This is a genomic window from Bacillus luti, from assembly GCF_009739945.1.
GTDB lineage: Bacteria > Bacillota > Bacilli > Bacillales > Bacillaceae_G > Bacillus_A > Bacillus_A luti.
In genome coordinates, this window is the sequence record NZ_CP040336.1 from 3,589,958 (window position 1) to 3,615,581 (window position 25,624).

Consider the following 25,624-nt stretch of genomic DNA (forward strand, 5'->3'; position numbering starts at 1 on the left):
TTCAAAGGCTCTGTTTTCATAAAGCAGAGTAAACGGGATTAGTCTGCACATTTTTAATAATCTTCAACGGAAGAGTACACTTTCCACATGGAGAAAGGCAGATATACATCTGTCTTTTTTTCGTATATTTTTTCATACAAAGAGAGACGTTTATTCATTATATCCTCATTTACTCTTAACCACAGACAGAAGCCCGTCTGTGGTTTTTTTATGATTACATTTCTTTAATCATATTGATGTATTTAGGATGATTAGTAACAGAAAACGTATGAAAGCATTAAAATCAGAATAAACATTTGGAGGAAACAAAAATGAATACACTTAAAGTTAAACAATTAGCAAATAAAGAAGGACTAAATATCTTAGAAGATTCAATAGAAATCAATGAATCTGGCGTTGACTTTCAAGTAGCACACGTTACAGAACAAAACGGGGATAAATGGATACTAAGAATTCCTCGTAGACCAGAATCTATGAGACATGCCCTACGAGAAAAAGAAGCGTTAGAAATTATGAAAAAACATGCAGAATTCCAAGTTCCTGATTGGTCTATATTTTCTGAAGAACTAATTGCTTATAAACAACTAAATGGCATTCCTGCCGCTACTATCGATATAGAACAACAAGGTTATGTATGGAAATTTAACGAAAAGAATGTACCAGCCGAATACTATATTTCATTAGGAAAAGTTCTAGCGAATTTACACACATTACCTCAGCAAAAATTTAATAATACAGGTGTTGAAATTCTAACTGCTAATGAATTAAGAACTTCTATGAAACAAAGGATGAATCGAGTGAAGGAACAATACCATATCAATCAAAACTTATGGGATCGTTGGCAGGCATGGCTAGCTGAAGACTCTTTTTGGCCATCTCACGTAGGAGTAACGCACGGGGATATACATCCAGGTCATATCCTGGTTGATAATAAAAATAATGTAACTGGTTTAATCGATTGGACAGAAGTAGGAATAGCTGATGTATCTATAGATTTCACATCACATTATCTACTCTTCGGAAAAGATGGACTAACGAAGTTAATTAGCTCTTATGACAACGCCGGCGGTAAAACATGGTCAAGAATGGATGAACATATTATCGAACTTCTAACAACGAGTAGTATCACTGTTGCTGAATACGCTCAAGTATCAGGTTTGAAAAACATGCATGAAGCAGCTGTACACATGCTAGCAACTGAAAATTAATGAAGTTACTAAAAAACATTAAACTAAAAAAACAGAAGAATCCTCTTCTGTTTTTTAGTTATTTTTACATATATAACTCATTTTCAAAAACTCAAAACAACTTCCATTTGTTTTCTGTATAAATGTCCCAACTGCTTCAAATCCTGCTCTTTTATACACTTTGATTGCTCTCTCATTAAATGTGGCTACTGATAATGTTATATACTTGCAACTGTATCTTTCTTTACTAAAATCTAATCCAGCTTTTACGAACTGTAAACCTAATCCATCGCCTGTTATATTAGGTCTCATCCCCAGTCCTATATCTACCGTTCGATTATCTGTTTGACAAAAGCTAAAGAACCCAATGAGGGTACCATTTTCCTTCACAGAAAATATATGATTTCCTCTGCTCTCCTCATGTAAAAACTCAGCTAAATCTTCTTCATCTGCCTCTATATCGTAAAAGGAATATTCCCCTTCATAATGCCAGTTGTATGCAATTTCTTCTGCTTCTTCTTGCGTCATTACTGTATATGCATAATCCATTTTTCTACCCCCTTTAAAAAAGAGCTGCAATTAAGCAGCTCTCTTTTACAACGCATAAATTTCTTTATACTTCGCTTCTAAATAATCGGCTAAGTAGTTTGCATTTAACCCTTCACCTGTCACATCTTCTAAAATTTCAAGTGGTTTTTTCGTTTTACCATATTGGTGAATATGTTCTGTTAACCACTCACGAACTGGCGTCACGTTTCCTTCTTCTAATAATGCATCAAAGTTCGGAATGTCTTTTAACATTCTTTGCTTAAATTGCGCTGCATACATATAACCAAGCGCATAAGATGGGAAGTATCCAAATGAACCACCAGCCCAGTGAACATCTTGTAATACGCCTTGTGCATCATTCTCCGGACGAATTCCTAAATACGCTTCCATCTTATCATTCCAAGCCGCTGGTAAATCCTTCACTTGTAATGTGCCATCAAATAATTCTTTCTCAAGTTCATAACGAACCATGACGTGAAGCGGATATGTAAGTTCATCTGCTTCTATACGAATGAACGATGGCTTCGATTCGTTAATCGCATCATAAAACTCATCGACTGATATATCGTCAAATTGGCCATCACTATACTCTTTTAACAAATCGTAATTTTTCTTCCAGAATGATTTATTACGACCGATAAAGTTCTCAAAGAATAATGATTGTGACTCATGAATACCCATAGATGTACCACTACATAGCGGTGTACCTTCAAATTTCTCTGCAATATTTTGTTCATATACAGCATGACCACATTCATGAATTGTCCCAAAAACAGCCATACGGAAATCTTTTTCGTCATAGCGTGTCGTAATACGAACATCCCCTCTATTTAATGTAATCTCAAAAGGATGTACCGTTTCATCAAGACGACCTGCTTCAAAGTCATAATTCAATTGCTTTAATAACTCTAATGTAAAGTTTTTTTGTTTTTCTTTTGAAAAATGTTCTGATAAAGCACTTGTTTTTAATCTCTTTTGCGACTCTGATATTTCTTTTACAAGCGGAACGATACGCTCACGAAGTTGACCAAATACGTGATCTAATACTTCTACTGTAATACCAGGCTCATACATGTCTAATAATGTATTATATTTGTATGTTTCGTAACCCCAATATGTAATAAATTTCTTTTTAAATTCAACAATTTTTTCTAAATATGGACGAAACATTTCAAAATCAGATTTTTCGCGAGCTTCTTCCCATACACTTTCCGCTTTCGCTTCTAATTTTACATACTCTTCATATTCCGCTTGTGGAATTTTCTTATTTCTATCATATTCTTTTCGACATTCTTCAACCATTTTCTTCGTCGTTTCAGAAAGTTTATTTTCATTTATTAAAGCTTCAAGCTCTGTTAAATAATTTCCCATCTCATCTGAAGTCGACATAACAAACACTTCTGATGAAAGCATGCCAATTACTTCTGAACGCTGGTCCACACCTTTTTTAGGTGCACCTGTTCTTAAGTCCCAAAACATTAAGCTTAATGCTTCTCCATAATTCTCTATCTTCTTCACATATGCTAAAAACTGTTTTTCTACTTCATATGTAGCAACTGTCATCGTATAAAGACCTCCCTTTTCTACCTCAAACTTAATTCGACATGGAAACATAAATTCCTTTTATAATAGAAAAAAAGCTTGGCAAGCGCCAAGCTTTCTCCTTATAATTCTTTACCTTCTACTGGCAGTACATTTTTCACTGCAGCAATTACTTTCTCATCTTCTGTATCAGATAAGAAAATTGATATAGCACCTTTATCGTCACTTGTACGAATTAAACGTCCAATCCCTTGACGAAGACGTAAAATCATATATGGTACATCTACATCCCAGAATGGATCATTTACGTGCTTACGTTTCGCTTCAAACACAGGATCATTTGGAGGGAATGGTAATGACCAAATAATAACATGTGATAATGATGAACCAGGAATGTCTAAACCTTCCCATAAATGAACGGCACAAAGTACAGTCTCTTCTTCATTTTGGAAACGAGAAACGAGCTGACTAATTTCTTGGTCCCCTTCATATAAGAATGGAACTGACATTTGTTCTTTACTCACATATTCTTTAAACGCTGCAAGTTCTTGCGTTGTACGGAATAATACGAGTGTACGTCCATTTGTTTTTTGGATATTTTCAAGTGTATATTGACACTTTCTTTCCCATTCATTTTCTTTCGTATGTGATAGCAAGTTTACTGCCATTTGTTCTTCATAATCAAATGGTGAGGCAACTGAGAATGATAAATAATCTTTTACCCCTAAACTATTTGCTGTAAATGCAAATGAATCATTGTTAGATAATGTAGCCGAAGAGAAAATATATGGGATTTTCTTTGAGAATACTTTCTCTTGTAACACTTCTTCAACTGCACGCGGCATAATTACTAATGTGAAGGCACCATCACCTTCTTCACCCCATGTAATTACATTTTTCTCATGCATGAAAAGACGAAGTGAATGTTCTAACACATCTAAATGCTCATCAACGATATTTAAATCATATGTGTTTACCGTATGCATTTCACTTTCAAATACTAATGCATCACCGACTTCACCAATTTTTGCATAAAGTCGCTTCGCTTCAGCCGTTACTTTTTCTGTCACAGTAATTTCTAGACGATCAGAACCAGCAATTTCCTTTTTATTCTCTTGTAACACATCAAAGAATCGTTCAGTTTGCCAAATTGTTTCTTCTACTAAATGTGCAAACTCTTCACGAATATCGTTTTGTAACAATCTCGTTAATAGTTGTTCCATCATCGTTTGCTTTAAACGATACGTTAAAGCTTTTTGTGCTGCATACTCTACAAGATGACCTTCATCGAATACAACACAACTACTTTCAGGTAATAATGGAATTTGTCCTTCACGCTTACGAGCATCATACGTCCAAATATGATCCATGTAGAAATCTTGAGAACAAATGATTAAATCTGCCGCTTTACGATAATGTTCGCGTGAAAGAGTTTGACCACAACGATGACGAGAATCACATGTGAAGCAATCTTGGAAGTAATCCCAATTTACTTTTGACCATTCTTCATCATTTAACAGTGGAAATTCTTTTCGATCACCGTAATGAGTAAAGTTTTGCATCGTACCGTGGTCAAATACAAACTGCGGTAATTCGTAGTATACGTCTTCAATTACTTCTGGAGCTCGTCCACTCATAACATCTTCAAGTTTACGCAAGCATAAATAGTTATCCATCGATTTCGCAAGTCTAACATCAACAGATAGTCCTAATGCTTCAGATAATTTAGCGATGTCCCCTTCTTCTTTCACAAGCTGCTCAATTAATGTTTCATCTGCACAAGCGATAATAGCTGGTTTCCCTGTATAACGCGCGTAACAAATTGCATATAGAAGATATACAATTGTTTTCCCTGTTCCTACGCCTGCCTCTGCGAACATTACTTTCTTCTCTTGGAAAGCACGCTCTAATTGAAACGCCATAAAAATTTGTTCATCACGCTCTTCAAAGCCTTTTTCCGGAAGGATGTCGTAAAACACATCTCCAATCCACTCATTCAACTTATCATAAAAATTATCTTGTTTCCCTACCTCAAATGGTAATCTCTTCTCAGTAAACATCCTTAGCCTCCAACCAAAAAGTTTTTCTATAAAAAGACATAGTAACTGCTACTCATATGCATGCAGTTACTTTCCCCTGTTGCAATACATAGAAATATGCGAAAAAAAATTTTCCTTTCGCAAAAGGAAAATTTTTTCTATATTAATGACTTTAAATAGCGTTTATCAATTGCTGTTTCATGTGAAAGTGCGGATAAATACTCTTCCTGCGCTTTTTCTATTTCATCAACAATTACGCCATGACTATCCACTTCTTTTCCGAGCTCATCATACGTACGGTGAATAGCTTTTTGAATCATTGATAATTGAAAACTATCCATATCACTTCCTCCTTTACGCATTACATAATAGCCAGTATATGCGTGCTAGAGGAGTTTTATACTATGAATTACGCGGTGGACGTTTTCCGAAGTATTGGTAGTAATCTGTACGGATAAATCCGTTAAACAACTTACGTTTCTTCGACGCATCTTTTCCGTAGCACTTCTCAAATGCTTCGTAACTTGTTAATACATATGCTGACCATGTATCTAATGGGCGGAATACTTGTCCCATTTCTTTATACAATTGCTCAACAAGTGCTTTTTCACTTAAACGTTCTCCGTATGGAGGATTCGTTACAACGTAGCCATAATCCTCTTTTGTTGTGAAATCTTTTACTTGCATTTGTTTAAATGTGATTAAATCACCTAAACCTACTTCTTCTGCGTTATCTTGAGCAACTCGAATCATACGATGATCAATATCTGATCCGATAATTTGTAATGGTTGATTGTAGTTCGCTAAATCTTCAGCTTCTTGACGAGCTTCACGCCAGTTTTGTTTACCTACCCAGCCCCACTCATCTGATGCGAAGCCACGGTTAAATCCTGGTGCAATATTTTGTCCAATTAATGCTGCTTCAATCGGAATTGTACCTGATCCACAGAATGGATCAACAAATGGACGATCTGGCTTCCAGTTTGTTAATTTAATTAGAGACGCAGCTAATGTTTCTTTTAAAGGAGCTTCCCCTTGATCCATACGATACCCACGTTTATGAAGTCCAACACCACTCGCATCAATTGTTAATGTTGCGATATCTTTGAGCATCGCAATCTCAATACGGAATAATGGACCATCTTCTTCAAACCACGTTGTACGTTTATATGTTGTTTTTAATTTCTCAACGACAGCCTTTTTAACGATACGTTGGCAATCCGAAACACTGAATAACTCAGATTTCAGAGATTTACCGATAACAGGGAACTCTCCGTTCTCCGGAATATAATCTCCCCAGTTTAATGCTTTCGTTTTTTCAAATAGCTCATCAAATGTTGTCGCTTTAAATTCGCCAACTTTAATTTTTACACGATCCGCAGTACGTAACCATAAGTTCGTGCGACAAATCGCCTTTTCATCTGCTTCAAATGTTACTTTGCTGTTTTCTACTTGACATTCATAACCAAGATCGCGAACTTCTCGGGCAACTAACGCTTCAATACCCATTGCCGCTGTTGCAATTAAAGTAACTTTTCCCATTTACATTCACCTCTTATGTATATTCAAACAATAATTAATAGCATGTTGTCCTATTAATCATTACATTTTACGAAACATTTTCTCATTTACCATTTTAACTCATAATTTATAACTTCATACAAATAAAAAGCCCTCCTCTAACAAAGGAGAGCTGAGTTATTTCATAGTTGGTTCATAACGTTCTGTAAGCCATGTTCTGTTCCTTTGTACTGCAAACGGCCCACGCCTCGTACTCCGGTGGCAATCATCTATCTACAGGTTATACAACCTGTCCTTTCCCATCGTTCATTTCCTTGGAAAAGATTCCCCTACCATTATTTGGGTTTCTCGCTCGTGGGGTTTACCTCGTTCCACTCCTATCATTTCTTCAAGGACTTCGTCACTGTGGCACTTTAAAGGTAGTCAAACCATATCCGAAAGGACTTAGGTTTTTTCCCTGCCGTTAAACCAGCCTTACAGCCAGAATACCCTAGCTTATGAATTGGCTAGGCACGAACACTACAGCCATCTCAGGCCGTGCGAGCATGGACTTTCCTCTACAACGTTGGCGTTGCAGCGATTACCCAAACGTTATGACATCCATTAGTATAGTGGAAACAAAAAGATTTTGCAATGTTTTTTTCTATGTAAAATGCTTTAACCTTTTTATCACCAGAAATTATTCGTATAACTTACTTCCAAATACAGCTTTTTCTAAATTAGATAGACGTTTTAAAATGTCCGTATTCGTGTTGTTATATACTGGTTGTGCAACTGGTGTTTGTACAGGTTGTTGTGGAACTTGCGTTGCTACTAGTTTTTGTTCTTCTAGTTCACGCTTTAAACGAGCATTTTGTTGCTTTAATTGCTCAAATTCCTTGTGGAAAGCTTCATAATCTTTAATGATCATATCAAGAAACTTGTCTACTTCTTCTTGTTGATAACCTCTCATACCTGTTTTAAATTCTTTTTCTAAAATATCTTTCGCCGTTAATTTAATTTTATCCGAAATCATTTTCTTCACCTCAAATTTTTGCCAAAACTTTCATTAACTAAATTTTTTCAGAAACAATGCCTTTTGTCAATCAAATATACGAGTACTATATTACATATCACTCTGCATTATTCCACTGTTCCTCTTCTATTATATCTTGTAAATCAGAAAAAAGAATGAAATAACTGTGATAATTTTCTATTTCTCCTTTTTTCTTTGCCGCCTCTACAATATATTTAGGACTTCCTGGTTTTTCTTCATCATATACAGCTAAAAGAGCATCACTTTTTTCAATAAAAAATTGATTTTTTAATTTAAATTGCTCTGGGCTTTCGTACTTCCGTTTCGTGATACTATCAACATGATCTGCTTGAGAGAGAATAAATTCGTAATATTCACGACTATCTTCTTTCCAATTTTCTTCTTGTTCTAAAAACGGAGTAAATACCGCTAATTTTACATCTGGATACTCTTCTTGAATGTCAAAAACAACTTCAGCAGCCCATAGTTCAACTCCTAACTGGCCACTTATTATTACCCACTCCAAACCATCTTCTACAAAAGCAGTTAATTTACGACGCAGCGCCTTTTTTATACATTCTACTCCTGGATGATCATTTTTAAATATTCCAAGTTCAAATGGCTTATATCCTGTTACAGCAACAACTTTCATATCCACACCTCAATTACAAAAAAAAGAACTAGCATTTCGCTAGTTCTAACATATCATTTACTTTTTAAACATTCCACCAACGTTTGGTCCTACATTAGGTCCGAATGGTGACACGTTTGGTCCTACATTAGGTCCAAATGGTGACACGTTCGGTCCTACATTAGGTCCAAATGGTGACACATTCGGTCCTGGTCCGAATGGTGATATTTGATGACCGTGGTGATGATGACCATGGCCACATGGTCCACATCCGCCGCCGAATCCTGGATCGATTGGGTCCACAACATTTACATTTGAATTTGTTTGTGGGAAGAAGTTTTGGTTTTTAATTTGTTGATGATGTACATGTGTTGTATGTGTTGGAAAAATGTGTGGCACCACCGTTGTTGAAAAAGAGTGTGTTACGCATTGTTTCGTCGGATGAACGACAGGAGCAGTTGTACAAATAGGTCCTACAGGCTTATGCCCTCCAAAACAAGGATGACAATGATGCATAGTTTTTTCTCTCCTCTCTCTTTAAAAAATCTGATTACACTTTACAGTATGAGAAAAGAGGTTAAGCCGCTTGTTATATATACCCATTTATTTCATGGAAATTTGTCTAGAACTATGTTTCATTCACAGTATGCGTAGTGGACAACACTCCATTATTATTTACCAAAAAAGCCTCCAACTTGCTTCACAATGCCGGTCACTTGATTCATCGCATTCATCATTTGTCCAGCTGTATTCATCATTTTATTCACATCATAGTTACCATCTGAGTTTTTAAATTGGGAAACAAAACTAGAAAATTGACTCGGTTGCTGTTGTTGTTTTTGTTTATTCTGCGTCGGGTACGGTTGTTTTGGTGGATAAAACATCGCTTGTTGATTTCCATAGGGAGATGGTGGTGGCATATAGTATTGTGAATTCATATAAGGTTGCTGTTGTTGTTCCATATAGGGCTGTTGTTGTTCCATATAGGGCTGCTGCTGTTGATTCATATAAGGTTGCTGCTGTTGTTGCTGTTGATTCATAAACGACACTTCAAATGGCTGGTAATAATTTTGATTTCCATAATGAGGCTCGAAAGGATACATATTATACCGTAAATATGTATCCGTATTATATTGGTACATATTTTGCTGTGCATATGGATTATATTGCTGATATACGTTAGATTGTTGAAACATGCATTCTCTCCTCCTTCACATAAGTTTCTACATATATAATATGTACCTGTAAAATAATTTGTGTGACGGAGTATCTGTCTATTTTTGTCGGAAGTTTAAATTTTTAAAAAATTAAGAAAGAAAACCCTTCCATGCTATGATAATGAAGAAGAAGATTCTCATGGGGGAGGAATCAACATGGTATTAGGGGATTTAAAACAAGCGTTTTCTCAAAAAAAGGGGTATTCCACAGAAAATGCAAATGAATTATTAGACTTTGCGAGACATTGGTATCTCGAAGGGAAAATATGCATTTCTGATTACCGAACTTTAATAAAAGAATTAGAAATAAATGGGGCAACAAAACCTACAACAATGACAGAGGCTTAAAAAAAACAAGAGGGTTTCCCCTCTTGTTATTTACATTGCTCAACTATATTTTGCAAAGTATACGAAATAGCTTGATGGGTTTCAAAAAATCGCTTACCTTTACCTTTATTTACAAAACATTGCAACACATTCGCTTGTAAATTATCGTATACTTGATCAATTTGCTGTACATGTATATACTTCGGCTTTTCTTCCTTAATCCACGTATAAGCTAATTCTTTCCACACCGCCAGTTCCTCATCTACCATGTTTACAAATGGTTTCATATCCTTATAAAAATCATATTCGATCATTTCTCTTTTTTTCATATTCGCTTCATTATTATACTGCATAAGTTTTTCCGAAGACTGTATTAACGCCTCATACTTCATTTCATTCCCACCTTATTATGCACTCACTACGACGTTTTGAAATGTTTTCACCCAATTCCCTTTTTCTTCGTGATGCACTAATTTATTTTCCATATGCTCAATATGCATTTCTGTTATTTCTATCTTATTGCATATATTTTCACCTTTATCCTTTAATGCATGATTCATTCTAATCCCTATATTCATTTCCAGCAAATCGAGAGAACTTAACATTTGATCCATTTTTTTCATTACATCTTCCTTCTGAACCATCGCCATATATAAAACGCCTCCTTCTTTGCTTTTCCTTTGTCATGTAATTTCGCCGCATGATTCCTCACACCTGCTCACATGACAAAACTAGTTGTTATTCGTCAAAGAAATCATTTTGTATGTCATTTATAGAAATGGTAACAATACAAAAGGGAGGTGTATTAAGATGGCAAAGAACAAAAACGAAAAAAAGAAGAAACAAAACAAACAAAATAAACCCGAAACTGGCAATCCAAAATTAGATGGTCCAAACTTCCCTGCTACATAAAGTGAAACTTTAATCAGTGGGGAGTTGTTCATCCCCACTGATTATTAGCCTTCACCAATCAGGCTTTTACAAAAAGCTAATTTCTAAGGCATCCTTAATCTCTTATATTCATTAAGTTTTGAGATTAAATTTTTAACACACTTGGCAGGATTACTTCACATTAAGAAGTCCCGTCTTCATTTATGAAGACGGGACTTCTTTTTTATTATATCACGAACTCATCCATCCTTTTAACAAAACGATTTACGATAGAAGCCGCATAGATCTGCTCCCTCTTTCTTTTATACCATTCTGTTATATCAACTTCCCCCTTATACTCTTTCAATAAAAATAGCTCATTTATTTCTGTATCTCTACAAAACCAATCCCTCATACTTATTTCCTTATGTGCAACAGCAGGATAAACCTCTCTAAGGGGTGGCGTACAAGATTTTCTAGCTTCTCTTACATAATATTCATAATCTGCTCTCGACCCTGTGTGTATCGTTTGCAATGCAAACCTATGGAATAAACTTTTATACTTCGGATGAAATAGTAACTCTGCTAATTTCTTCCCTAGTTCTATACGCTTCTGTAATGTTTCAAATTGATAAACTGAAAAACCATACATACTCCCTTCAACGGTTGGAAAAATAACGGCACTAACATGAAACATTTCTTGCAATTTAAAAAGTGCTGTATGGAATACATGTTTTTTAAAATATGTATTCTCAATAACTGGTTTTTGAATTTTATTTTGTTCATTTATAATAAGCGCTGTCATAAGCCTATTTATATCTTTTTTCTCCCAAAAATATATCCATTCTTTTTCCATAAAAATTGATACATCGAAATATTGTAACAAGTAAAATAGCGGCACCTGCCTCTTCTTACTTTCTTCGTATAACAACAGCTGAGGAAATGCATCTAAAAAAATAATCCAATTAGCTTCTTCATAAGTCTGAAACAAATGTTTTTTTACTATTTGAGGTAAAACAGCAGCATAATACCTCCCTTTTAAATCAGTCATATTCCATCCCGCATTTCTCGAGACCATACTCGCTAAAAAAGCCCATCTAATTTCACTATTTCTTACATAATATTCTTGATAAGACTGCGTTCGAGAAATGTTGTCCATATTAGCTATTTCTATTTCCTTGTTAATGTTGTAAACCATTGTTTTTTCTTCTTCTGTACAGACCATATTTTTACGATATTGTTTAATTTTTTCATAATCATTCCATGTAAACATGAATAAGTCATCATACCTTTCTTCAAAAAGGTCACATCTTTTTTCATTTTTTGTTATAATCACCTTTGTAAGTAATTCTTAGCAAGTTGGGAGTGGACACACTATGACCATTCGTTACCCAAATGGAAAACGGTACAATCAAGCTTCACAACCTCATAAAACACCAATTAAAAAACATACTTATAGTAATAGAGGTATGTCCCTTGAAGAGGAACTGAATGAAACAAATGAATATTACTTAACCCATAATATTGCATGTGTACATAAAAAACCGACACCTCTTCAAATTGTAAAAGTAGATTACCCCGCTCGAAGTGCTGCAGTGGTAAAAGAAGCGTATTTTAAACAACCTTCTACAACAGATTACAACGGTGTATATAAAGGGAAATACATCGATTTTGAAGCGAAAGAAACAAAAAATAAAACTAGTTTCCCACTTCAAAACTTCCACCTTCATCAAATTGAACATATGAAGCAAGTGATTGCTCATAATGGAATTGCATTTGTTATTATTAAATTTACACTTTTTGATGAACTTTATTTACTCGATGCTAAACATATTATTGCATTTTGGAATCGTCAAAATACTGGTGGACGTAAATCAATTACGAAAGAAGAAATAGAAGAGCATGGCTCTTTATTGTCATGCGGTTATCACCCTCGGATTGATTATATCCGTGTACTAGACACGGTTTATTTTTCGTGATAGAGTCATCACTAAGGCTCTTTTTTCGACTTTTGGGGGAGAGAATGAAAGGTAGGAGAAAGTATAATGTCAGATAATTATCGTTCTCGTACAGAACGAAATCATGTGAAAAATCAAAAGAAAGAAACCAATAAAGAAGAAAAACCAAAGAAAAAAGGCTCCTTTTTCAAGAAATTTCTTGTAGGTTGTCTACTTCTTGGTATCGTTGGTCTCATAGCTAGCGTTTCCGCTTTCTTTGTAATGGTAAAGGACGCTCCAAAATTAGACAAATCAAAACTTGTTAATCCTTTATCTACAAAGTTTCTTGATAAAAACGGAAATTTCTTCTATGAATATGGTGCTGAAAAACGAACCCATGTTACTTACGATCAAATTCCAAAGGTAGTTGAAAATGCATTCCTTGCGACTGAGGATTCACGCTTCTATGATCATAATGGAATTGATTTTAAACGAACTACTAAAGCAGTTATGGAAAATGTCACTGGCGGTTTCGGTTCCCAAGGTGGTAGTACGATTACACAACAAGTAGTTAAAAACTATTTTCTAACGATGGACAAAACTGCAAAACGAAAAGTGCAAGAATGGTACTTATCTTACAAATTAGAGCAACAATACTCTAAACATGAGATTTTAGAAATGTACTTAAACAAAATTAACTTAGGTAACCGTTCGTATGGTATTGCAACAGCAGCCCAAAAATATTATGCCAAAGATTTAAAAGACTTACAGTTGCATGAAGCTGCAATGCTCGCTGGTTTACCCCAAGGTCCTAATATTTATGATCCAACAAAACCAGACAATGTTGAACGAGCTACACAACGTCGTAACGTCGTATTATCATTAATGAATCGACATGGTTATATAACAAAAGATGAAATGAATAACGCAATGAAAATCCCTGTAACTGAGGGCCTTCAACCGTCTTCAGAAGTAACTGAGATGAAGTATCAAGCATTTTTAGATGCTGTTGTAAAAGAAGTTGAAAAAGAATATCCGGATGTAAATATCGGTTCAGATGGTTTAACGATTCATACAACACTTGATCAAGATGCTCAAGATTACGCTGATAAAATTATGGATGGCAATCTTATTAAATATCCGAACGATCAATTCCAAGGATCATTCGTATTTATGGATACACAATCTGGAGAAGTTCGAGCAATTGGAGCTGGGCGTAAAGAAAGTAAGTCTACTTTCAAAGGTCATAATATGGCCACTGATTTAAAACGCCAAGTCGGTTCAACAATGAAACCAATTTTCGACTACGGCCCAGCAATTGAGAATTTACAATGGTCTACATACCATCAATTAAATGACTCAGAGTATACGTATTCCAATGGTAAAAAATACGAAATGCAACAAATAGTTACAAAGGTGACGTTTCACTACGTGAAGCTTTGAAAAAATCATTAAACATCCCTGCTTTAAAAACAGCCCAAGCGGTTGGTATTCCTAAGTCACAAGCGTTTGCTGAAGGCTTGGGTATGACATTTAAAGACGGAAAAGCATATGAATCAACAGCAATTGGTAGTAACGATAGTTCTCCATTAGCATTAGCAGGGGCGTATGCCGCATTTGGTAATGACGGTGTGTATAACAAGCCTCACTTCGTAAAAGAAGTCATCTTCCCAGACGGGAAAAAGAAAAACTTTAAACCGAAAGAACAACGTGCAATGCACGACTATACAGCTTACATGGTGACTGACGTTCTTCGCGACGTAGTAAAACCTGGTTCTGGTGGTACAGGTCCAACAGCATACGTTTCAGGTGTTGATGTAGCCGGTAAAACAGGGACACAAAACTTTGATGAAGACGTTATTAAAAAATATGGCATTCCAGCTGATGCAAACAGAGATAGCTGGTTCGCTGGATATTCACCGCAATATACAATGGCTGTTTGGACTGGTTATGAAAAAGATGGTCCAGAAAATTACATTGGCGATCGCTCTACTAAAATTGCGCAACAAATGTTCCAAGTAATGATGAGCAAATTCGCTACAGATAGCTCTCGTTTCGAACGCCCTTCTTCTGTACAAGAATTAAATGGTGAATTGTACGTAAAAGGTGCTAAGAAAGATGCAGTGAAACAAATTAAAGTAGATGCACCTAGTGGTCTTAATGTCACTTTCGATGGCGCTAGCACTGTTACATTAAAATGGTCTGGCCCAGCAGAAGTTGATGCATATGCAGCAAGCTATAAAGCGACTGACGGTTCAAGTGGTAGCCTATCAATAAGTGGTACAACAGCTACTCTTGGTGGTATTAAACCAGGTGTTACTTACAGCTTCTCTGTAGTAGCGAAAAAAGGTACTGGAACAAGCCCTGCAGTTGGTGCATCCTTCACTGCCCCTGGCGGAACTCCAGCTCCAGATACTAAGAAAGCTGAAGATGAGGCTAAGAAAAAGGCTGAAGATGAAGCTAAGAAAAAAGCTGAAGATGAACAGAAAAAAGCTAATGAAGACAAACTAAAACAAGAAGAAGCTCAAAAGAAAGCCGCTGAAGAACAGCGCAAACAACAAGAACAGCAGCAGCAACAGCAAGAGCAACAACGTAAACAGCAAGAAGAAGCTCAAAAGAAAGCTGAAGATGAGGCAAGAAAAAAAGCTGAAGATGAGGCTAAGAAAAAAGCTGAAGATGAAGCTAAGAAAAAGGCTGAAGAAGAGCGCAAACAACAAGAACAGCAACAACAACAAGATACTGGAGGAGATCCTACTCCTCACGCAGACGGAAGTGTTGTTACAACAGAGTCTTAATAAACAAAAAAGAAGTCCATTTCTCTTAATGAGAAATGGACTTCTTTTTTGTTATCATTTTCTTTACATATAGCTTTTCTATTTCGATATACAACTGTGCTAATTGAATGTAAGAATGATAATTACTCGGTTTTTTTATAATAAATGAATATCTCTCCATAAAATTAACAGGTTGCACTTCCAATTTATTCGTATAAACTTCCATATCATTTAAACTATGAACAGGTTGCTCATTTAGCCAGCATAGAATCGATAACAAATGCGCTGCAAAAAGAATCATTGGACTCTCAGCTTCTTGCTTTTTTCTGTTTCGAAACAGTGTAGCAATTTCTTCATGCTTGTTTTTCCATACATTCAACATCGCAGGAATACTTTTTTCAATTTCATTCCATGGCTCATATTGTCTTTCAATGTCAAATATAAAGTAAGTATTTTGTATTATTTCTTCAAAAGATTGTTCTATATTATACGCAATCGAATTTACGCCTTCTTTAAAAAATGGTACGTATCGAAATTTTTTCGGTATTTCTATAACTCGCTCCATCCTTTAGTTCCCCTTCATTCTCTTCTTTCCCTCTCGACATACTTCTAGCAATCGGCACTCTTCACATTGTGGTCGCTGCGCTTTACAGTGATAACGTCCAAAGAAAATCATTCGGTGATGTGTAACGCTCCACTCATCCATCGGAATTTTCTTCATTAACGTTTTTTCCACTTCTAATACAGAGTCTTTCCATCTACAAATCGCTAATCGTTTACTCACCCGTTCCACATGCGTATCAACAGCAATTGCAGGCATTCCAAATGCTACTGATACGACAACATTTGCTGTCTTCCTTCCTACACCTGGTAATTTCGTAAGTTCATCGCGGTCCCTTGGTACTTCTCCATTATAATCATCTAATAACATTTGGCTTAGCTTTTGAATATTTTTTGCTTTGTTTCTATACAATCCAATAGAGCGTATATCTTGTTGTAATTCTTCTAGAGAAACACTTAAATAATCTTCTGGTGTTTTATATTTTTGAAATAAATTTTTCGTCACCTTATTTACAAGTGCATCTGTACATTGTGCAGATAATGCCACCGCGATCACAAGTTCAAACGGATTATCATGAATTAATTCACAATGTGCTTCTGGATACATATCCGCCATTGTGTCTAAACAATAACGAATTTGTGTTTTATTTAACATATACTTCCTCCTACATTACTGCTCCAACCAATTATAAAAAGGCACTTTCCCAGTAAATTTCGTCTCTTGTTTCGTCGTTTGTTGCGTTCGTTGCTGATTCGCTCTAAATTTCCGCCCTTGATTTTGAGCTTGATCTACTGTTTTAATGCCATTCTTTTTCCACTCAAATAAAATACGGTCAATATATCGGAAATTCAACTTACCACTCATCACAGCTTCCCTAAGAGCCGCTTGAATTAAATTCGGATGATGTTGATCTTGATCTTCCCACATTCCTAACGTTTCACATTCAAATGGCGAAAGTGGTCTTCCAAATTCTTTTTCAAACACTGTATATAAATTGACTTGCATCTGTTTTTTTTCTTTTTGTTCTTCCTCTATTGATTCATCCATTAAGAAATGCAATATTTTTTCCCATAACGGTTGTAATGAATAACTTTCGCACATCATCGCTTCTGATCTTTGTCCACCTTCTAGTGATAAAAAACCTTTTTGAATCAATGCCTGAATTACTTCCATACATTTCATTTCCGTTATCGTCATCCGTTCTGAAATCTCTGAAGGAGTCGGAAACGAATTACCCGATTCTAAAAATGTGTGCACATGAAGTACAACCATAAATTCCGTCTCATTTAAACCTAATTTTTTATAATGCATCATTAGCAATTTTGGAATTGCAATACTTCCCTGCTCAAACCACTGTAACATCATTTTCTTTTTCATCACCAAACACCTCGCTCTCTAGTATAACACACCTTTCGCTATTTCTTTTTGCCACAATTCGTCAAAAAAACCTTCCTATTATGTAGGAAGGTTTTTTGTATTACATGAATAAAATATACGATTAAGCTTGCACTTTACTTTTCATGAACGTATGAATGCGTTCTAGTGCTTTTTCTACTTGTTCAAGAGATGTCGCATATGATAAACGAACGTTATTTGGAGCCCCAAATCCTGTACCTGGTACAAGTGCTACTTTTTCCTCTTCTAATAAAGCTTTTGCCCACTCGTCAACTGTATCATATCCTGATAAAGCTACAGCTTCCTTCACGTTAGGGAATAAGTAAAATGCACCTTGTGGCTTAATACAAGTAAAGCCAGGGATTTGAATTAATTTATCATAAATAATGTTTAATCTTTCTTCAAACGCTTGACGCATTATTTCTACAGGTTGTTGTGAGCCTGCATATGCCGCAATCGCGCCGTATTGAGCGATTGAAGTAGGGTTTGACGTACTATGACTTGCTAAGTTCGTCATCGCTTTAATAAGCTGCTTATTTCCTGCTGCATATCCAATACGCCATCCTGTCATAGAATGAGATTTAGATACACCATTAATAATTAGGGTTTGTTCTTTTAATGCATTAGAAAGCTGGGCAATTGAAGTATATTCTGCACCACCATAAATTAACTTCTCATAAATTTCATCTGAAACGATTAAAATATTGTGTTCCAAACATACTTCTCCAAGCTGTTGTAATTCTTCTTTGCTGTAAATCATTCCTGTTGGATTGCTCGGTGAATTAATAATAACTGCTTTCGTTTTTTCTGTAATTGCCTCACGTAGCTGCTTTGCTGTAATTTTGTACTCATTGTCTTCTAGACCTTCTACATAAACCGGATTACCGCCAGCAAGCTTTACTTGTTCTGGATAACTTACCCAGTAAGGAGTTGGGATGATAACTTCATCTCCCTCATCAAGTAATACTTGGAATAATGTATATAGTGCATGTTTTGCACCATTACACACAATAATCTCAGATGGATCATACTTAATGCCTTGATCGCGCGTAAATTTCTTCACAATTTCTTGCTTTAACGCTTGCAAACCACCTGTTGGTGTATATTTCGTATGTCCTTCTAACATCGCTTTATGCGCCGCTTCCATAATATGCTCTGGTGTATTAAAGTCAGGTTCCCCTGCTCCTAATGCAATTACATCATGACCTTCTGCTTTTAATGCTTGTGCCTTTGCTGTAATTTCTAAAGTTGAAGACGGTGTTAAAGCAGCTACTCGCTTTGCTAATTTCATTTGTGGTTCCCCCTACATCTATTTTTCAATGCTGTAATGTGCAGCATATTCCCCATTTTGAAATTCTAGATAATAATACGTATAACGATCTTCCTGATCAATATATGTAATTTCCCACAACGGAATATCGTTTTCAGCACCTAATTTTACTTTGACAATTTGTTTTGGCTTCGGCTTCGGCTCATCGCCTTTTCCAGTTGCTTGGTCTGCCAATCTTTGTAAAGCCTCTTTTTCAGAAATGCCTTCACTCTTTTTCTTCACAAGAACATTTCCTTTTTTATCAGGTACCCAAACAATAGTTGCTTCTCCTTTTTCATCTGTACCTTGTACGACTGTATATGAAGATTTTCCGTTATAATAATCAACTGATTTTACCTTTGTAAGCTTTGCTTTTTCTTTAGCAATTTCTACAGATTTTGATTCTTTTGGAATTTTCTTTTCCATCGTTTTATTATAAACATACGCCCCGTATATTCCGCTAGCAACGATAACGATAATGATTGCAAAGATCCACTTTTTCATTGTATCACTACGTTCTGTAAATGGTAAATACAGCTGTTTCTTTGTCTTTTTCGTCTAATGCTAATCCGAACATAAGGTCCTGCTCTTTTAACGTACGATTCAAACTATCAACAATTTTATACAAATCAGACGAATACTTAATACGCGTCGTTGATAGTACTTCGATTTTCTTCTCCATGAAAAAACTCCTCCGTTACACAAAAATTTCTAATTATAGAAGAACGCAATGCGGTTACAATAAGAGTACATTCTTTACAACCCCTGCTTCATCACCCATCTATTATAGCAGGACATGTACAGCAAAAAAAGGTTTCAAGTCGAAAACCAATACATTTTGTATACAAGAAGTAAGAAAAATAAAATTCCTCCTACCCACATTTTTTACGCCTGAAGTTTCTAAATACTTCAGGCGTATTTTTCTTCCAAAATTTATCAACTTAATGGTTCTTCTAATTGTACTAGTAATTCTTCTAATGGCCCCTCATACAGCGGGACATTCGGAATAGATTGTAAAAATCGTTTTCCATAGGAAGAACTCGTCAAACGACGATCTAACACTACTACGGTCCCCGTGTCTGTACTCGTTCGAATTAAACGTCCGAACCCTTGTTTAAAACGCAATATTGCTTGTGGGAGCGCTAATTTAGCGAATACATCCTCACCTTGATTTTTTAACCATTCACCTTTCGCTTCCATCATTGGCTGATGAGGAGGTGTAAACGGAAGACGGACAATGACTAGACAACTTAAGGCATCTCCCGGAATATCTACCCCTTCCCAAAAACTACTTGTACCTAACAAAATCGATTTGTCGAACTCTTGAAACTTTCGAATTAAACGGCTTCGACTTCTATTATTCACACTTTGCGTTAATAATAAATAACCTTCTAATTCATCATTATTTTTCAAATTCGTATAGGCTTCTTTCAACATTTCATACGAAGTAAATAATACGAGCATTCTACCTTTTGTAGTTTTCGCTATCTTTGCAATATGTGCCGATACAGATTCAATATATTCCTCATTACTTACTTGCTTAATAAAAGGCACATCCGTTGAAACCATTAATTTCATTTGTTCATCATAACGAAATGGCGATGGAACCTTTAATGTGTTTGGAGCAAAATCATGTAAACCAAGCTCCTCTTTTATATAATCAAACGTATCGTTAACTGTTAATGTCGCTGATGTAAAAATAACACTCTTTTTCTCCGTTAAAAATTCATCAGCAAATCTTTCACCAATATGAACAGGTTGCGCATATAAAACAGTCGAATGAATCGTCCCTTTCGTTTCCGTCTCCATCCAAGTTACATATGCATTTTTTTCTAATACGAGTAACTGTAATGATTCTGCCATCTTTCTCAGTAACTCAATTAAATGCATAAATTCACCCGTAACAACATGCATCTCCCATTCTAACTTACTTTGCAATATATCCACTTGTTTCTCAAGATTCGTCACTAGTCTTCTTAATTCATATACAAAACGATTTGTTAATTCAACAATACTACCCCACAACTTACCTTTCTCTACTTCTGTGTTATATCGATATATGAGAGGCATATTGTTTGGTCCTTGCTCTTGCTTCGTTTGTTTAAATATAAAAGCGCGTAGCATTTGAAATAGTTCATCCGCATCAAATTTTAGTTCCTTCAAACTATGACTTATCATACGGAAAGTCGAACGAGATGCTTGCTCTGACTTTTTCATCATTTTATATACTTTAGACAGCACATCATCCGTTTCTAGTGTACCAAGACGAGATAAAATCAATTGAAAATACATACAGGAGAACTGCTCACCTAATGTTCTACTCGCGGCCTCTTCAATATGATGAGCTTCATCAAAAATAATATGTTCGCATGAAGCAAATAATGGTTCTTCACTTGAAAAATCTTGGAATAATAACGCATGATTTGTAATAACGATATCTGCAAATAAAGCTTTATTCTTTGCTCGCTGGTAAAAACAACGACTAAACCAATTACTTTGCATACCACCCGGGCTATATGCGTCACTACAAATACGATTCCATAGTAACTTTCCGCCCTCAGGAATATTTAATTCGTCACGATCACCCGTTTCAGTTTGCAATAACCAAACTAAAATCTTCGCCTTCGTAAGTGCCATATCATAATTTTTCTCTTCCTCTTGCAAAGCATACTCAAATTTATGTAAACAAAGATAATGCTTTCTTCCCTTTAGAAGAGCTACCTCAAATACAAATGGCATTATTTTTTGTAATAACGGAATTTCTTTTTCCAATATTTGTTGTTGGAGTTGTACCGTCTGTGTACTGATAATGACAGGTTCTTCTTTTTTCTTTGCAAAATAAAGACTAGGAAGTAAATAAGCAAGCGTTTTTCCAGTCCCTGTACCCGCTTCAATAAGAGAAAAACGAGAATCTCTTAACGCCGTATATATCTCTTTCATCATCATTTGCTGACTTTCTCTTCTTTCAAACTTTGGCATATGTAATTCCAGTTTATCCATCGTTTTATTCAAGAAAGCATCAAACTTTAATGAACATGTTTCTCCAATGCTTAAAGAATAGTTCCGTTTTCGCAGCGCAATATTTCGATGTACTTCATACTCTGCTATCTCTTCTTTACCGTGCATTACTTTCTTTAAAATATTTTCAGAAAGCACATCAGCTATATCACTTTGGAATACATCGCTTAATTCATAAAGCGATTGTAACGTGACAAGTGGTAACCTTTCAATTTCATTTAAAAATTGTAAAAACAATTCCGCTGTTGCAAGAGCATCACTATCCGCACGGTGTGGTTGATCATGCTCGAGTTCATGTTTTTTAGCTAAATCACGTAATTTATAACTATCAGCTGTTGGCAAAAGAATTTGGGCCAATTCAACCGTATCGATTTTCGGACAATGTATTTCTGTATATCCAGCTTGTCTTAATTCTTCATTTAAAAAATTCCAATCAAAGTGAACATTATGCGCAACGAAAGCCGCACCTTGTAATAGCTCAACAATCATCGGGGCTACATCTTGAAATAACGGGGCTTGTTTTACAAGACTTTCATCAATCCCTGTTAATTCTGTAATAAATGGTGGGATTTCTCTCTTTGGGTTAACAAAAGACGAAAAAATCTCCAATATCTCTCCATCTTCTACTACAACAGCTGCAATTTGGGTAATTTTATCCTTCCCATCTTTCCAGGAGTTCCCTGTCGTCTCTAAATCAACAACGACATAACGCTTACTCATATATGTAACACCTCAATTTCTTACCTATCAAACACAAAAATTATATAATGTTACTATACCACGTTTTATCTCATCTTAATGAAAAGATGCACAAAAAAGCTACCTCTGTAATAGAGATAGCCTTTCCTACTATAATATCGTACCTGCTTTTTCAGCACCTAACATTTTAATAATTTGATTCTGATCGTCTAACACTGCAATTTTTGGTTCTTGTTTATGAACCTCTTCTTCCGTAACTAGGCCATAACAAATAATAATTACTTTGTCTCCTGGTTGTACAAGCCTTGCCGCAGCACCGTTTAAACAAACAACACCACTACCACGTTCCCCTTTAATAACGTATGTCTCTAAACGAGCTCCATTATTATTATTTACAATTTGTACTTTTTCGTTTTCTACAATATTTACTGCATCCATTAAATCTTCATCAATTGTAATACTACCTACATAATTTAAATTTGCTTCCGTTACTGTTGCACGATGTAACTTCGCTCTCATCATTGTGCGAAACATAGATGCTCCCCCTTATTTAACTGTTAATGTTATATTGTCAATTAATCGTACATTTTCAAATTTAACTGCAATCGCTAAAATGATTCGTCCTTCAAGTTTATCTATTATTTCCAATGAAGGATATGCATATAAATCTACATAATCTACAGTGCCTTTCGTATGCGTCTCGATATGCTCTTTCACTAGATTTGTAATGATTTCCGGATTACGTTCGCCCGCCTCAATTCTTTCTTTCGCTATACATAGACTGCGGTATAAATGAGGAACCTCTGCACGCTCTTCTTGTGATAAATACACGTTACGAGAACTTTTCGCTAATCCGTCTTCTTCTCTTACGATATCGACTGGCACAATCGTAACTGGAATATTAAAATCAGTTACAAATCCTTCAATTACAGCCACTTGCTGTGCATCTTTCATACCAAAATAAGCACGCGTTGGCAATGTAATATTAAATAATTTCATTAGTACAGTCGCAACACCAGCGAAATGACCAGGCCTTTGTTTGCCGCATAATACATCAGTACGCTTCACAACTTCTACTATTGTCGTTTGTTCTGCTGGATACATTTCTTCTACGCTCGGATAAAACAAATAATCTACACCGTTCTCTTTTGCTACATTTTCATCTCTATCAATATCACGAGGATATCGATCTAAATCTTCATTCGGTCCAAACTGTAGCGGATTAACAAACACGCTTAAAACTACAATTTCATTTTCTTCTCTTGCCTTACGTAATAAAGTAGCATGACCCTCATGTAAATAACCCATCGTTGGAACAAAACCAATACTTTTTCCACTTGCATGCAGTTCGCTCGTAATTTGCTGCATCTCTTGCACTGTAGTTACGATTTTCATTATTGTTTTCCTCCGTATAACGCTAAGCATTCTTCCTCTTTCATTGTGAACGAATGTTTTTCTTCAGGAAATTGCTTTGCCTTTACTTCCGCAACATATTGCGAAATGCCTCGCACAATCTCCTCCTGAACAGACGTATATTGTTTCACAAACTTCGGAACACGCTTTACGCCATATGATATAAGATCGTGGTATACAAGAACTTGCCCATCTACTTTCTGTCCTGCTCCAATGCCAATTGTAGGAATTGTTAGTTGCTTCGAAATTAGTTCTGCTAACTGCATAGGCACACATTCTAATACAAGCGCTATCGCACCAGCTTCCTCACATTTCTTCGCATCTTCAATTAATTTTTTTGCACTTTCAGCATCTTTTCCTTGTACTTTATATCCACCCAATACTCCTACAGATTGAGGGGTTAAACCTAAATGTGCTACAACAGGAATTCCTGCATTCGTCAAATAGTGAATCGTTGATATCACTTCTCCAGCACCTTCTACTTTCAGTGCATGCGCCCCACTCTCTTGAACGATACGGCGTGCATTCACCATCGTTTCTTGTAATGATACGTGATAAGACATAAACGGCATATCAGTTACAATAAATGTTTCTTTTGCTCCGCGGCGTACAGCTTTCGTATGATGAATCATATCCTCTACTGTTACAGGTACTGTTGAATCGTATCCGAGTACAACCATCCCAAGAGAATCTCCAACTAAAATCATATCAACTTCAGCTTCTTCTGCTAATTGAGCAGAAGGATAATCATACGCCGTTAGCATTGTAATCGGCTCACCTTGCTCTTTCATCTTCAAAAAATCTGTTTTTGTTTTCAAAAACTACTCCTCCTTTATGCAGGAGAGAGGAGATGGCCGAAATCATATAAAAAACCCCTCTGGCCATAAAAGGGCAGAAGGGTTGTGTGTTAGTCGGCATTATTCATCCCTCTGTCCCAGTCCGTTATTGGATCAAGGCAGAATCCAAGTTATTATTTTTCGTATTGCTTCGAATCATGGTGCAGTTCGCTCTGATACTGCCCACATTCGAACTAATTATAGCAAACTCCAAAAAGGAATTGCTACATTTTTTCGAAAAAATAATTTTTTATTCCTATTACGGTATGTGAAATTTCCATAAATAACTCAAATTATAAAAAGATAAATAGCTTTGTTTACATACATCGTATAACTCTTTCAATAATGATGCAGGTTAATTGAGGAAACATACTTACAAAAGGAGAATTACGAATGTCTATGAACAAATGGTTATTTCAATTCATCTGTTTGCTTGTGATGATTATAGGGATAATAACTTTTAGCTCCTTCCATGCATTTGCCTCAGTTAACGTCGTAACACAACCTGTTGAGCCAGCGAAAGTGATTGAAGTCGAGCTAAACGATGATTACTTTAAGCCAAACGTCATCACAATTCCGATTGACGAATCAACAACATTGCTATTGAAAAATAAAGGTAAAAACGAGCACACCTTTACAGTAAAAAATCTCGGCGTTGACGTCGTAGTCGAGCCAGGGAAAGAAAAAAACATTACCGTGAATCCTAAAAATGCCGGTACATATGAATTAATATGCCGATACCATCTCCTTAAAGGAATGGAGGGCAAAGTAATCGTCAAATAA

Annotated in this window: 28 protein-coding genes, 1 other RNA gene and 1 pseudogene; 7 read left to right on the top strand and 23 right to left on the bottom strand. The window is 35.8% G+C overall.

The annotated features are described in order from the left end of the window. Nucleotides 1-311: 311 nt before the first annotated feature. Nucleotides 312-1,208: a macrolide 2'-phosphotransferase MphL gene (mphL, locus tag EUC40_RS18145; RefSeq protein WP_156576218.1), complete on the top strand. Its 897-nt coding sequence runs from the start codon at nt 312-314 to the stop codon at nt 1,206-1,208. Nucleotides 1,209-1,262: 54 nt separating this feature from the next. Here the strand turns inward: mphL and EUC40_RS18150 are convergent, their stop codons facing one another. From EUC40_RS18150 to EUC40_RS18195, 10 genes are all read right to left on the bottom strand, one after another. Continuing rightward, nucleotides 1,263-1,736 (bottom strand): GNAT family N-acetyltransferase, encoded by a 474-nt coding sequence (locus EUC40_RS18150; protein ID WP_156576219.1) that lies wholly within the window; start codon nt 1,734-1,736, stop codon nt 1,263-1,265. Nucleotides 1,737-1,781: 45 nt separating this feature from the next. Further along, nucleotides 1,782-3,299, bottom strand: a complete 1,518-nt coding sequence (ypwA, locus tag EUC40_RS18155; RefSeq protein WP_071709746.1) for a carboxypeptidase — start codon at nt 3,297-3,299, stop codon at nt 1,782-1,784. A 101-nt stretch (nt 3,300-3,400) separates the two neighbouring features. After that, nucleotides 3,401-5,338 carry an ATP-dependent DNA helicase gene (locus tag EUC40_RS18160; protein WP_000493697.1) on the bottom strand — a complete coding sequence of 646 codons (1,938 nt, stop codon included), beginning with the start codon at nt 5,336-5,338 and terminating at the stop codon, nt 3,401-3,403. Nucleotides 5,339-5,475: 137 nt separating this feature from the next. Beyond that, nucleotides 5,476-5,658 carry a DUF3921 family protein gene (locus EUC40_RS18165; RefSeq protein ID WP_000376893.1) on the bottom strand — a complete coding sequence of 61 codons (183 nt, stop codon included), beginning with the start codon at nt 5,656-5,658 and terminating at the stop codon, nt 5,476-5,478. Nucleotides 5,659-5,719: 61 nt separating this feature from the next. After that, entirely contained in the window at nt 5,720-6,859 is a 1,140-nt protein-coding gene (locus EUC40_RS18170) for a THUMP domain-containing class I SAM-dependent RNA methyltransferase (RefSeq protein WP_000521229.1), read from the bottom strand. 180 nt (nt 6,860-7,039) lie between these two features. Then, an RNA gene (gene rnpB, locus EUC40_RS18175) (RNase P RNA component class B) lies at nt 7,040-7,430 on the bottom strand. Between the two features lie 87 nt (nt 7,431-7,517). After that, the gene (gene gpsB, locus EUC40_RS18180; protein ID WP_000622432.1) at nt 7,518-7,853 is read right to left on the bottom strand and encodes a cell division regulator GpsB; all 336 of its coding nucleotides are present in this window, start codon (nt 7,851-7,853) and stop codon (nt 7,518-7,520) included. A gap of 97 nt (nt 7,854-7,950) precedes the next feature. Beyond that, nucleotides 7,951-8,505, bottom strand: a complete 555-nt coding sequence (locus EUC40_RS18185) for an SLOG family protein (protein ID WP_071709747.1) — start codon at nt 8,503-8,505, stop codon at nt 7,951-7,953. A 57-nt stretch (nt 8,506-8,562) separates the two neighbouring features. Beyond that, nucleotides 8,563-9,000 (bottom strand): CotD family spore coat protein, encoded by a 438-nt coding sequence (locus EUC40_RS18190; RefSeq protein WP_156576220.1) that lies wholly within the window; start codon nt 8,998-9,000, stop codon nt 8,563-8,565. A gap of 155 nt (nt 9,001-9,155) precedes the next feature. Continuing rightward, a complete protein-coding gene (locus EUC40_RS18195) occupies nt 9,156-9,680 on the bottom strand; it encodes a YppG family protein (RefSeq protein WP_156576221.1) in 525 nt (174 codons plus the stop codon). A gap of 177 nt (nt 9,681-9,857) precedes the next feature. On the opposite strand from EUC40_RS18195, the gene EUC40_RS18200 reads away from it, so the two are divergent. After that, nucleotides 9,858-10,049, top strand: coding sequence for a YppF family protein (locus EUC40_RS18200; protein WP_000242655.1), 192 nt, complete (start codon nt 9,858-9,860; stop codon nt 10,047-10,049). A 26-nt stretch (nt 10,050-10,075) separates the two neighbouring features. Here EUC40_RS18200 and EUC40_RS18205 read toward each other — a convergent pair whose 3' ends face one another. Both EUC40_RS18205 and EUC40_RS18210 read right to left on the bottom strand, forming a co-directional pair. Then, complete coding sequence (locus tag EUC40_RS18205; RefSeq protein WP_071709751.1) at nt 10,076-10,420, bottom strand: YppE family protein; 345 nt, start codon at nt 10,418-10,420, stop codon at nt 10,076-10,078. A gap of 15 nt (nt 10,421-10,435) precedes the next feature. Further along, nucleotides 10,436-10,678, bottom strand: coding sequence for a hypothetical protein (locus tag EUC40_RS18210; RefSeq protein WP_001252037.1), 243 nt, complete (start codon nt 10,676-10,678; stop codon nt 10,436-10,438). Nucleotides 10,679-10,763: 85 nt separating this feature from the next. On the opposite strand from EUC40_RS18210, the gene EUC40_RS18215 reads away from it, so the two are divergent. Beyond that, complete coding sequence (locus EUC40_RS18215) at nt 10,764-10,940, top strand: phage portal protein (RefSeq protein ID WP_079999533.1); 177 nt, start codon at nt 10,764-10,766, stop codon at nt 10,938-10,940. Between the two features lie 205 nt (nt 10,941-11,145). Here the strand turns inward: EUC40_RS18215 and EUC40_RS18220 are convergent, their stop codons facing one another. After that, nucleotides 11,146-12,171, bottom strand: coding sequence for a DUF2515 domain-containing protein (locus EUC40_RS18220; RefSeq protein WP_156576222.1), 1,026 nt, complete (start codon nt 12,169-12,171; stop codon nt 11,146-11,148). A 103-nt stretch (nt 12,172-12,274) separates the two neighbouring features. Between EUC40_RS18220 and recU the strand changes: the two genes are divergently transcribed. The 3 genes and pseudogenes from recU (at nt 12,275) to EUC40_RS27320 (ending at nt 15,630) form a co-directional block, all read left to right on the top strand. After that, nucleotides 12,275-12,877 (top strand): Holliday junction resolvase RecU, encoded by a 603-nt coding sequence (gene recU / locus EUC40_RS18225; RefSeq protein ID WP_000155592.1) that lies wholly within the window; start codon nt 12,275-12,277, stop codon nt 12,875-12,877. A 240-nt stretch (nt 12,878-13,117) separates the two neighbouring features. After that, a pseudogene (locus EUC40_RS27315) lies at nt 13,118-14,787 on the top strand (transglycosylase domain-containing protein); the annotation flags it as partial. 72 nt (nt 14,788-14,859) lie between these two features. Continuing rightward, complete coding sequence (locus tag EUC40_RS27320; RefSeq protein ID WP_244322207.1) at nt 14,860-15,630, top strand: fibronectin type III domain-containing protein; 771 nt, start codon at nt 14,860-14,862, stop codon at nt 15,628-15,630. A 25-nt stretch (nt 15,631-15,655) separates the two neighbouring features. On the opposite strand, the gene EUC40_RS18235 is transcribed toward EUC40_RS27320, so the two are convergent. The 10 genes from EUC40_RS18235 to panB form a co-directional block, all read right to left on the bottom strand. Continuing rightward, on the bottom strand, nt 15,656-16,174 hold the full coding sequence (locus tag EUC40_RS18235; RefSeq protein ID WP_156576223.1) for a YpoC family protein: 519 nt from the start codon (nt 16,172-16,174) through the stop codon (nt 15,656-15,658). A gap of 3 nt (nt 16,175-16,177) precedes the next feature. Beyond that, complete coding sequence (nth, locus tag EUC40_RS18240) at nt 16,178-16,825, bottom strand: endonuclease III (RefSeq protein WP_071709754.1); 648 nt, start codon at nt 16,823-16,825, stop codon at nt 16,178-16,180. Nucleotides 16,826-16,840: 15 nt separating this feature from the next. Next, nucleotides 16,841-17,548, bottom strand: coding sequence for a DNA replication protein DnaD (gene dnaD / locus EUC40_RS18245; protein WP_000728544.1), 708 nt, complete (start codon nt 17,546-17,548; stop codon nt 16,841-16,843). A 121-nt stretch (nt 17,549-17,669) separates the two neighbouring features. Beyond that, nucleotides 17,670-18,857 (bottom strand): aspartate transaminase AspB, encoded by a 1,188-nt coding sequence (gene aspB / locus EUC40_RS18250; protein ID WP_071709756.1) that lies wholly within the window; start codon nt 18,855-18,857, stop codon nt 17,670-17,672. Nucleotides 18,858-18,875: 18 nt separating this feature from the next. After that, nucleotides 18,876-19,379 (bottom strand): cell wall elongation regulator TseB-like domain-containing protein, encoded by a 504-nt coding sequence (locus EUC40_RS18255; RefSeq protein ID WP_071709757.1) that lies wholly within the window; start codon nt 19,377-19,379, stop codon nt 18,876-18,878. A gap of 7 nt (nt 19,380-19,386) precedes the next feature. Continuing rightward, nucleotides 19,387-19,557 (bottom strand): YpmA family protein, encoded by a 171-nt coding sequence (locus EUC40_RS18260; protein WP_000412179.1) that lies wholly within the window; start codon nt 19,555-19,557, stop codon nt 19,387-19,389. Between the two features lie 254 nt (nt 19,558-19,811). Then, the gene (gene dinG, locus EUC40_RS18265; RefSeq protein WP_156576224.1) at nt 19,812-22,613 is read right to left on the bottom strand and encodes an ATP-dependent DNA helicase DinG; all 2,802 of its coding nucleotides are present in this window, start codon (nt 22,611-22,613) and stop codon (nt 19,812-19,814) included. 129 nt (nt 22,614-22,742) lie between these two features. Then, entirely contained in the window at nt 22,743-23,126 is a 384-nt protein-coding gene (gene panD / locus EUC40_RS18270; protein ID WP_156576225.1) for an aspartate 1-decarboxylase, read from the bottom strand. Between the two features lie 12 nt (nt 23,127-23,138). Continuing rightward, nucleotides 23,139-23,987: a pantoate--beta-alanine ligase gene (panC, locus tag EUC40_RS18275; RefSeq protein WP_156576226.1), complete on the bottom strand. Its 849-nt coding sequence runs from the start codon at nt 23,985-23,987 to the stop codon at nt 23,139-23,141. Beyond that, entirely contained in the window at nt 23,987-24,823 is an 837-nt protein-coding gene (panB, locus tag EUC40_RS18280; RefSeq protein WP_071709760.1) for a 3-methyl-2-oxobutanoate hydroxymethyltransferase, read from the bottom strand. Before panB ends, panC begins: the two co-directional genes overlap by 1 nt. A gap of 411 nt (nt 24,824-25,234) precedes the next feature. Between panB and EUC40_RS18285 the strand changes: the two genes are divergently transcribed. Further along, a complete protein-coding gene (locus EUC40_RS18285; RefSeq protein ID WP_156576227.1) occupies nt 25,235-25,624 on the top strand; it encodes a cupredoxin domain-containing protein in 390 nt (129 codons plus the stop codon).

Bases quoted from the DNA above. Each gene is read 5' to 3' on its own strand.
- EUC40_RS27320 (WP_244322207.1), top strand. From the start codon at position 14,860: ATGAGCAAATTCGCTACAGATAGCTCTCGTTTCGAACGCCCTTCTTCT.
- panD (WP_156576225.1), bottom strand. From the start codon at position 23,126: ATGTTTCGCACAATGATGAGAGCGAAGTTACATCGTGCAACAGTAACG.
- EUC40_RS18260 (WP_000412179.1), bottom strand. From the start codon at position 19,557: ATGGAGAAGAAAATCGAAGTACTATCAACGACGCGTATTAAGTATTCG.
- EUC40_RS18165 (WP_000376893.1), bottom strand. From the start codon at position 5,658: ATGGATAGTTTTCAATTATCAATGATTCAAAAAGCTATTCACCGTACG.
- recU (WP_000155592.1), top strand. From the start codon at position 12,275: ATGACCATTCGTTACCCAAATGGAAAACGGTACAATCAAGCTTCACAA.
- EUC40_RS18200 (WP_000242655.1), top strand. From the start codon at position 9,858: ATGGTATTAGGGGATTTAAAACAAGCGTTTTCTCAAAAAAAGGGGTAT.
- EUC40_RS18205 (WP_071709751.1), bottom strand. From the start codon at position 10,420: ATGAAGTATGAGGCGTTAATACAGTCTTCGGAAAAACTTATGCAGTAT.
- EUC40_RS18160 (WP_000493697.1), bottom strand. From the start codon at position 5,338: ATGTTTACTGAGAAGAGATTACCATTTGAGGTAGGGAAACAAGATAAT.
- EUC40_RS18190 (WP_156576220.1), bottom strand. From the start codon at position 9,000: ATGCATCATTGTCATCCTTGTTTTGGAGGGCATAAGCCTGTAGGACCT.
- dinG (WP_156576224.1), bottom strand. From the start codon at position 22,613: ATGAGTAAGCGTTATGTCGTTGTTGATTTAGAGACGACAGGGAACTCC.
- EUC40_RS18185 (WP_071709747.1), bottom strand. From the start codon at position 8,505: ATGAAAGTTGTTGCTGTAACAGGATATAAGCCATTTGAACTTGGAATA.
- nth (WP_071709754.1), bottom strand. From the start codon at position 16,825: ATGTTAAATAAAACACAAATTCGTTATTGTTTAGACACAATGGCGGAT.
- aspB (WP_071709756.1), bottom strand. From the start codon at position 18,857: ATGAAATTAGCAAAGCGAGTAGCTGCTTTAACACCGTCTTCAACTTTA.
- EUC40_RS18220 (WP_156576222.1), bottom strand. From the start codon at position 12,171: ATGTTTACATGGAATGATTATGAAAAAATTAAACAATATCGTAAAAAT.
- EUC40_RS18150 (WP_156576219.1), bottom strand. From the start codon at position 1,736: ATGGATTATGCATATACAGTAATGACGCAAGAAGAAGCAGAAGAAATT.
- ypwA (WP_071709746.1), bottom strand. From the start codon at position 3,299: ATGACAGTTGCTACATATGAAGTAGAAAAACAGTTTTTAGCATATGTG.
- EUC40_RS18285 (WP_156576227.1), top strand. From the start codon at position 25,235: ATGTCTATGAACAAATGGTTATTTCAATTCATCTGTTTGCTTGTGATG.
- EUC40_RS18235 (WP_156576223.1), bottom strand. From the start codon at position 16,174: ATGGAGCGAGTTATAGAAATACCGAAAAAATTTCGATACGTACCATTT.
- panC (WP_156576226.1), bottom strand. From the start codon at position 23,987: ATGAAAATCGTAACTACAGTGCAAGAGATGCAGCAAATTACGAGCGAA.
- EUC40_RS18195 (WP_156576221.1), bottom strand. From the start codon at position 9,680: ATGTTTCAACAATCTAACGTATATCAGCAATATAATCCATATGCACAG.
- EUC40_RS18255 (WP_071709757.1), bottom strand. From the start codon at position 19,379: ATGAAAAAGTGGATCTTTGCAATCATTATCGTTATCGTTGCTAGCGGA.
- EUC40_RS18170 (WP_000521229.1), bottom strand. From the start codon at position 6,859: ATGGGAAAAGTTACTTTAATTGCAACAGCGGCAATGGGTATTGAAGCG.
- EUC40_RS18210 (WP_001252037.1), bottom strand. From the start codon at position 10,678: ATGGCGATGGTTCAGAAGGAAGATGTAATGAAAAAAATGGATCAAATG.
- dnaD (WP_000728544.1), bottom strand. From the start codon at position 17,548: ATGAAAAAGAAAATGATGTTACAGTGGTTTGAGCAGGGAAGTATTGCA.
- mphL (WP_156576218.1), top strand. From the start codon at position 312: ATGAATACACTTAAAGTTAAACAATTAGCAAATAAAGAAGGACTAAAT.
- gpsB (WP_000622432.1), bottom strand. From the start codon at position 7,853: ATGATTTCGGATAAAATTAAATTAACGGCGAAAGATATTTTAGAAAAA.